The organism is Marinobacter sp. (assembly GCF_052094685.1).
Lineage (GTDB): Bacteria > Pseudomonadota > Gammaproteobacteria > Pseudomonadales > Oleiphilaceae > Marinobacter.
In genome coordinates this window covers 1-8,086 of record NZ_JBQDKB010000127.1, presented here as the reverse complement: position 1 = coordinate 8,086, position 8,086 = coordinate 1, and the positions used below count along the sequence as shown (strand labels likewise).

At 54.1% G+C, this 8,086-nt stretch carries 9 protein-coding genes; all 9 read left to right on the top strand.

What is annotated here, in order from left to right:
• On the top strand, window positions 1-678 hold a 678-nt coding region (gene fliG / locus ACTH3S_RS17000), incomplete at its 5' end, for a flagellar motor switch protein FliG (RefSeq protein ID WP_441810201.1).
• Complete coding sequence (locus ACTH3S_RS16995; RefSeq protein ID WP_441810200.1) at window positions 678-1,601, top strand: flagellar assembly protein FliH; 924 nt, start codon at window positions 678-680, stop codon at window positions 1,599-1,601. The genes fliG and ACTH3S_RS16995, both read left to right, overlap by 1 nt.
• On the top strand, window positions 1,582-2,982 hold the full coding sequence (gene fliI / locus ACTH3S_RS16990) for a flagellar protein export ATPase FliI (protein WP_441810199.1): 1,401 nt from the start codon (window positions 1,582-1,584) through the stop codon (window positions 2,980-2,982). The genes ACTH3S_RS16995 and fliI overlap by 20 nt, the downstream gene beginning before the upstream one ends.
• A complete protein-coding gene (gene fliJ / locus ACTH3S_RS16985) occupies window positions 2,982-3,425 on the top strand; it encodes a flagellar export protein FliJ (protein ID WP_441810198.1) in 444 nt (147 codons plus the stop codon). The genes fliI and fliJ overlap by 1 nt, the downstream gene beginning before the upstream one ends.
• 125 nt (window positions 3,426-3,550) lie before the next feature.
• Window positions 3,551-3,856: an STAS domain-containing protein gene (locus ACTH3S_RS16980; protein ID WP_441810197.1), complete on the top strand. Its 306-nt coding sequence runs from the start codon at window positions 3,551-3,553 to the stop codon at window positions 3,854-3,856.
• 26 nt (window positions 3,857-3,882) lie between these two features.
• Complete coding sequence (locus ACTH3S_RS16975; RefSeq protein ID WP_441810196.1) at window positions 3,883-5,610, top strand: ATP-binding SpoIIE family protein phosphatase; 1,728 nt, start codon at window positions 3,883-3,885, stop codon at window positions 5,608-5,610.
• Between the two features lie 33 nt (window positions 5,611-5,643).
• Window positions 5,644-6,000, top strand: a complete 357-nt coding sequence (locus ACTH3S_RS16970) for an Hpt domain-containing protein (RefSeq protein WP_441810195.1) — start codon at window positions 5,644-5,646, stop codon at window positions 5,998-6,000.
• Window positions 6,001-6,125: 125 nt separating this feature from the next.
• Window positions 6,126-7,259, top strand: coding sequence for a flagellar hook-length control protein FliK (locus ACTH3S_RS16965; RefSeq protein ID WP_441810194.1), 1,134 nt, complete (start codon window positions 6,126-6,128; stop codon window positions 7,257-7,259).
• 175 nt (window positions 7,260-7,434) lie between these two features.
• A complete protein-coding gene (locus tag ACTH3S_RS16960) occupies window positions 7,435-7,944 on the top strand; it encodes a flagellar basal body-associated FliL family protein (protein ID WP_441810193.1) in 510 nt (169 codons plus the stop codon).
• The last annotated feature ends 142 nt before the right edge of the window (window positions 7,945-8,086 follow it).

Here is an 8,086-nt window from a genome sequence, read left to right as displayed (position 1 = left end):
GACACGTTGAAATGGATGGAGCCAAGAGCCGTTGGCGATATCATCCGCTACGAGCATCCGCAGATTCAGGCCATTGTTATTTCTTATCTCGATCCGGATCAGGCCGCCGAAATACTGGCAACTCTTGATGACAAAGTGCGCCTCGACGTGATGATGCGGGTTGCTTCACTGGAGAGTATTCAGCCGCAAGCTCTGCAAGAACTGAACGACATTCTGGAGAAGCAATTCTCTGGCGGCTCAGCGGCCCAGACCAGTCGCATAGGTGGTGTAAAGCGCGCGGCGGACATCATGAACTTTATGGATCGCAGCATTGAAGGCACTCTGCTGGACTCCATCAAGGATATGGATCCAGACCTGGCGACCACCATCGAAGACCTGATGTTTGTGTTTGATAACCTCAAGGATATTGATGACCGGGGTATCCAAGCGCTGTTGCGTGAAGTGTCCTCAGAAGTGTTGGTTGTTGCCCTTAAAGGTGCCGATGACGGTGTTCAGGAGAAAATCTTCAAGAACATGTCCAAACGCGCAGCCGAACTATTGCAGGACGACCTGGAAGCCAAGGGCCCGGTGCGGGTCAGCGAAGTAGAATCGGCCCAGAAAGACATTATTACCATTGCCCGGCGCATGGCTGAAGCGGGGGAAATTACGCTCGGTGGTGCCGGTGAAGAAATGATGTGATGAAAGACTCTTCTAAAGATCTCTCTAGAGACTCCAGTCGTATCCCCAAAGAGCAACTAACTGCATACGAGCGGTGGGAGCTCCCGTTGCTGGATGCCCGTGGCAACGAGGTTGCTCGAGAGGAGGAACGAAGTGTCAAACCTCTGACGGCAGGGGATATCGCTGAAATTCGCCAGGCTGCGCAGGAAGATGGACGGGCTGAAGGTCGGGAGCAGGGTATGCAGGAAGGCCGCGCTGAGGGTTACGAGCAGGGCCACAAGGAAGGGTTAGAGGCCGGGCTGGCTGAAGGAAAAGAGCGCGGACGGAATGATGGCTACGAAGAAACCTATGCTAGCGTAACCGCAAATCAAGAGCGGCTGGAACACATGCTGGGCGAGTTGCTTTTGCCCATTCGCCAGCACCAAGATGAGCTTGAAACCTCACTGGTAAACCTCACCATGGTACTTGCCCGTGCGGTGGTGTATCGCGAACTGACGATTGATTCCTCACAAATCCGACAGGTGGTACGTCGGGCTGTTGAGGCATTGCCCTCAACGGCGGAGAACGTTCGCGTGCATGTTCATCCGGACGACTACAGTGCGGTTCGTGAAGTGGCAGAACGTTTTGAAGCGACGGCTTCCGTTGTGGAGGATGAGAAAGTATTACCTGGTGGCTGCCGGGTTGAAACCCGCAATAGCCTCGTCGATTTCACCGTGGAAAAACGCTTTCAACGCGCTGTGCAGACCATGCTTGAACAGCAGGCAGATGATAGTGAAAACGGCGAGCCTGACGAGTTAGGCCTATTGATGGATGATCTAACGGACTTCCATCGAGATGTGCTGAGCACGCCGGGTAATACCTCGAACGAAGACAGCCCCATTGAAGACAACCCCATTGAAGACAACCCCATCGAAGGCGAGCGTGATGACGACCTCCCTGGCTGATCGTCTGAATCAATATCAAGCTTACTTGCGAAAGACTCCAGAACCCGAGCTTTCAGGGCGCCTGACCAGAATGGTAGGTCTGACGCTGGAATGCGTCGGCTGCCCCATGGTGGTGGGTGATCGCTGTGTGATCAAAGGGGAAGGTACGGGTACTGTTGAAGCCGAGGTGGTGGGGTTTGAGGATGATAAAGTCTACCTCATGCCGCTGACAGCTATTGAAGGCTTGAAGCCGGGCGCGAGAGTGGTTCCGCTGTCCTCTGCCAGTCGGGTCCCAGTTGGCCCCCTTATGTTGGGCCGCGTGGTGGATGGCAGTGGCGAACCTCTCGATGGCAAAGGGCCGCTTCAGGCCGAAGCGCGGGTGCCTCTTACCGGCGAAATTATTAACCCTCTTAATCGCGCCCCCGTGCGGCAGTCTATGGATGTGGGCATTCGGGCGATTAACTCGTTACTCACTGTGGGGCAGGGCCAGCGTCTGGGGCTTTTTGCTGGCAGTGGTGTTGGTAAAAGTATGTTGCTGGGCATGATGACCCGGTTTACCGATGCCGATATTACCGTGGTTGGCCTGATTGGTGAGCGGGGCAGGGAAGTTAAGGAATTTATTGAAGACATTCTAGGTGATGAAGGGCTGGCCAGATCGGTCGTGGTTGCTTCTCCCGCCGATGACTCACCCCTGATGCGTCTGCGAGCAGCCATGCTCACCACACGAATTGCCGAATACTATCGCGACAAAGGCAAGCGGGTGCTTTTGCTGATGGATTCGCTAACCCGTTACGCCCAGGCCCAGCGGGAAATTGCGCTGGCGGTTGGTGAGCCCCCGGCCACCAAGGGTTACCCACCTTCCGTGTTTGCCAAGCTGCCGCAGCTGGTGGAGCGTACAGGTAACGGATTGCCCGGAGGCGGCTCCATTACCGCGTTTTATACCGTGCTTACTGAAGGCGACGACCAGCAAGACCCTATTGCAGATGCGGCCAGAGCGATACTCGATGGCCACATAGTGCTCTCTCGCCGGTTGGCGGAAGAAGGGCATTATCCGGCCATAGACATTGAGGCTTCTATCAGCCGGGTGATGCCGCAGGTGACGGATACCGAGCACTTTGCCCGGTCTCAGCGCTTCAAACAGGTGTATTCGCGCTATCAACAAGCCCGAGATTTGATCAGTGTTGGTGCATACGTGAAAGGTTCCGACCCAGAAACCGACTTTGCCATCACTCATATAAGCAATATGCGCCAGTTCCTGCAGCAAGGTCTAAACGAGCGCGCTTCGCTGCCCGACAGTATTGAGGGGTTGCTATCCGTTGTGCCAGAGCGACGCTCGCCAGATCGCCGTAAATCCGCCGTTCCTGATTCTGCAGCCACTAACGTCAACCGAGGTGCTGGTTAATGTTGCGTTCCCAGCGCCTGGCCGTGGTGCTTGCTCTGGAAGAGCGAAAGGAAAAGGAAGCGCTGGAACACATGGGCAAAGCCCGAGAGCTGGTGGAGCAGCATAACGAGCAGGTAGGAAACCTGAACCGCTATCAACAGGAATACCGGGATCAGATTCGTAATAGCCAGCATGGCGTGGTGCCGGTCAGCCGTTTGCAGGCCTGGCAGGCGTTTATTGCCCAGCTTGATCAGGTTATTCTGCAGCAACAAAAGCAGCTGGATCAGGCTGAGGCTGTTTTTGATGCTCGCCGGCAGGAATGGCAGCGAGCCTGGGAGCGCCGGCGAGGCATGGAAAAATACATCGAAACCTGCCGCCAACAAGAGTCTCGGGCTCAGGATCTGCAGGAGCAGAAGTTGTCTGATGAAGCGGCAGGCCGTGCTTTTGCGCGTCGTCGCCGCTAATGCGTGCAGTGAATTAATCGCAAACCCATGCAAACTGACGGTGCTGGGCTATTCTTATATAAGCACGGGCCGCTATGAACCTTGGCGGCCGGATGTTTCAGCGAACATCACCGGAGGTTTTGCGGATGCCGATTCAGACTCGCCGCAGTCAAGACGGTCAGACTTTAATTATCAAAATAGAAGGGCGCTTTGATTTCAGTACCCATCAAGCCTTTCGCGATGCGTATGAGCATGGCGGTACAAGTGTCGGTGGCTATATTGTGGATTTATCAGATGCAACCTATCTCGATAGCTCTGCGCTGGGTATGTTGCTCCTGCTGAGAGATTATGCCGGCGGTGACAATGCCAACATCGCCATTGAGAACTGCAACAACGATGTCCGTAAGATTTTAACTATTTCCAATTTCGAGCAACTGTTCACCATTCGGTGATTGCCCCCCTGCCACCGGAACCTTTCATGGATGAGTCTGCAGCGGAAAGTGGCCCCTTAAAAATCCTCATTGCGGACGACAGCGACAGTGATCGCCTAATATTGAAAACCTTGCTCAAGCGCCTTGGTCATGACGTGTTGGATGCCGCCAATGGTCAGGAAGCTGTGGCACTTTTCCGATCGGGGGATCCAGATATCGTGTTGCTTGATGCGCTGATGCCCGCAATGGACGGCATGGAGGCAGCACGGCAGATCAAATGGCTTGCGGGTGAGCGTTTGGTGCCGCTGATTTTTGTTACCTCCTTATCCAAGGCTGAGGATCTGGCGCGATGTCTTGAAGCGGGTGGAGACGGCTTTCTCAGCAAACCCTATAACCGGCTGATGATCAAAGCCAAGATCAATGCCTTTAATCGAATGCGCCAAATGCACCAAGCTTTGTCAGATCAGAGGGATCTGATGCATGAGCGCAACCGGCAATTGCTGGAAGAGCAGCATGTGGCGCGGCGGGTCTTCGATAACGTTGCGCACACCGGGTGTCTGGACGCTGCCAATATTCGCTATCACGCGTCTCCTCTATCTGTTTTCAGTGGTGATGTACTCTTCGCATCTCCCCGCCCCTCTGGTGGAATGCTTGTATTTGCAGGAGATTTTACTGGCCATGGATTACCTGCTGCGATTGGCGCTATGCCTGTGGCGGAAACGTTTTATGGCATGGCAAACAAAGGGTTTGATGGTTCGGACATTCTCCGGGAAATCAATCAAAAGCTCGTGCGCATATTGCCAAAAGATATGTTCTGTTGTGGGGTAATGGTTGAAGCGGATTTTGCGCTCAATCATCTGAGTATCTGGAATGGTGGTTTGCCTGATATGTGGCTGATGCGCTCGTTTACTGAGCGGTTTATTTTGCCATCCAGGCATTTGCCACTAGGTATCCTTAGCGCTGAACAGTTTAACGCGGACATGGAAACTGTCAGATCCCAGCCCGGTGATCGGCTGCTGTTAATGACCGATGGCGTGCTGGAGTGCGCCAACCATGAAGGCAGGCTCTTTGGCGAGCAAGGGGTGCGCCTTGCGATCGAAAATGGAGGCTCAGAGGGGCATCCGTTTGATGCGCTCATGGATGGGATACGGCAGTTTACTGGTCACCAAAAATTTGGTGACGATCTCACGCTCTGTTGTCTGGAAATGGTTAATGAGGCAGGCAATACGTCGCTGCCAGATAATGCTGAGCTTTCCACTCTGGCTGGGCCGACAGAATGGAAGTGTGTCTATGAAATTCAAGAGCGTACGCTGGGGGAGTTCAACCCTTTGCCGTTATTGCTTCATATCTGTATGGAGGTGCCGGGACTGAGACGCAAAAGCGGAGAAATTTATACTCTGCTCTCCGAACTGTACAATAACGCGCTGGAACACGGCGTGCTTGAGTTGCCTTCTGAGTGGAAATACACACCAGAAGGTTTTGACCGCTACTATTCCGAGCGCGCTGAGCGTTTGGGTAGGGTGAGTGGTCACTATGTTCGGTTTAGCTTTCATCACGAACTAACGCACTGGGGCGGGCGCCTGAGTGTTGTGTGTGAAGACAGTGGTCTAGGATTCGATTTTAAGAGCCATCCAGTACTGCAAGCCACGGAGATGGCGCAGAGTGGCCCTCGTTATGGCGGTCGGGGTTTGGCTTTGCTAAAGCGGCTGGCAAAATCTATCAGGTTTCACGAGCACGGTAATCGGGTGGAGGTTGTTTATGACTGGTACTTTTAATTGGCACTTTTAACAGCAACAAGGGAGTTGGTCATGGTTGATACTCCACACCTTGATGAAGAAGCTTTGGCAGAGCTTCAAGACGTAATGGAAGATGAGTTTGAGATGCTGATCCAAACCTACCTTAAAGATTCGAGTGAGCGAATTGCGAGTCTAAAGGCTTCTTTGAGCGATGGCGACGCAGATGCTTTCGCCAAAACGGCTCATAGCTTTAAGGGTAGTTGTATCAATATTGGCGCTCCACGCCTTGGAGAACTGTGTCGGGAAGCGGAGAAAGCCGGGCAGGACGAACGCCTGGATGACGTTGCCCCGGTGTTGGATGCCATTGAGGCAGAATTTCATCGGGTGACTGAGGGGCTTCACGCGTTGATGGCACGGGGTGTCGGATAGGTTTGTCAGGTGACGCCAGCGCCTGGCTGGCATTGCTTTTGCAACTGTTTGGGAAACCGCCGAAATATCAGTCTTGAAACAGGCTGAATCAGGCATCTACAGATCAAAAGCGGCAAGAGGTTGCCATGACACAGACGGTTCTCCCCCAGACTCCCGCGCCAGGGATGCAGAACGATGCCGGCGCATCGAAAACCGGTGCCGGTCGTGACAGCAGTGCCGGTGAAAGCCGGTACGATTCCGTCTCCCGTGCGGAGCAAAAGCGTCTCCATCGCCAGCAAACCGAGCGTAATCATGAGTCTCGGCAAGCCGATGCCAAACAGTCCCGCAAAGAAGACAGCACACATCCAGCGAACCAGTCTGAGCCTGCCAGAAGAGCTGGTGAGTCGGGCAAGGGCACTAAGGCGGCCGCCAAGGGCGAAAGCCATGTGGCTGATAAGGCTGTTGGCGAAAAAAGCCTGGAAGTAGCGCCTGAAATGGAAGCTACAACAACGCCGTTGACCTTCGCAGAGTTGCAGGCGTTGTTGCAGCCTGCAACCGGACAGACCGCGAACAACGCGGCAATGGCTCCGGGCGCTGAGTTGTTTGCCGGGCTTACTGGTGGCAAACCTGGGCAGGCGGGGACCGGTGGGTTGATGTCTGGCCTGCAGCTGACAGATGCCTTGATGCCAGCAGCGGGAAAGAAAGCGGGTGTCTTGGATGCCTCCAGTCTACTGAACGGCACTCGGTTCGAATCCACTATGGATTTGGTTACCCAGCAAAGCGCCAATACCGCTGGTAAACTGGCAGCTGAAGCTCAGGTACCCCTGCGGAGTTACGCGACATCGGTGGATGTGCCTGTAAACCACGCCGAGTGGGGAGACAAGCTGATGGGGAAGCTCAGTTGGCTCACCGCCAAAAACCTGTCGGTTGCAGAAATACATCTGACCCCTCCTGATATGGGGCCAATGGAAGTTCGTGTTCGCGTTCAGAATGATCAGGCCAACATCACCGTGCACGCAGCCAATCCGGTCGTAAGAGATCAGCTGGAGCTACATTCGCACCGGCTGCGTGACATGCTGGGTGAGCAGGGGCTTGCTCTGGCTCAGTTCGACGTTTCTAGTAACTCTCAGAACCAGTCGGGAGAACAGGGTACTGGCGAGGGAGACGGTTCCTCTTCTGGCTCGGACACAGTACTTTCCGGTGCCGAAAATGGTGACGGAGAGGTACACACCGGCAGCCTTGATTTGAGCTGGAATGGCGCCGTCGATATTTTTGCCTGAGTGCTTGGCGGCTTATGCTGAGCGCGGTGCACCAATCTGCTTTGCCCATCCTTCCATGCAACGCTAAACTGCGACCCTGAGTGGAGGGTTGGGTCTTTTGGCCCGCCCTTTGCAGTCAATCTGTAAAAGTCATGGAAAACGACCTTCATCGACGGATTTCTGGCGAAAAATTACTATGGCACAAAACAGCGCGGCTGAGGCAGCACCGGCAAAAAAAGGTAAACTGAAGCTCATTATCCTACTCACTGTGGTGGTGTTACTGGCGATTGCATTGTCGGTTGCAGGAACCTTATGGTTCCTTGGTGGCGGGCTGCCTGGAATGGGCGACGATTCTGGAGCAGAAAGTGAGGTTGCAGAAGAGTCCTTTACCCCCAGCGTTTACTTGGAAATCGACAAGGCTCTGGTCACGACTGTGCAAGGTGAAGGGCGCCAGCGATACGCCCAGGCCTACGTGGCTTTTGGGGCAACAGACCCCGAAGCACTGGCTGCCACAAAGCTGCATATGCCTTTGATTCGCAGTCAGCTGGTGATGGTGCTTGGTAACAGCAGCTTTACGAAGCTGCAAACACCTGAAGGCCGGAAGGGCCTGGCCGACCATATGCTGGCCACGGTTAACCAGGTGCTGGAGCAGGAAGGCGAGCCCGCAGTTAACCGTGTGCTGTTTAAGAACTTTGTGGTTCAGTAAAGAGTTTAGTAGAGAGCTCAGTAGATAGTTCAATAGAGATTGTAATAGAGCCCGAACGGGCAAGCTTTTCAGCGGCAGGACAACGTATGCAGGATTTACTGTCACAGGATGAAATTGATGCGCTCCTTCATGGCGTAGATGA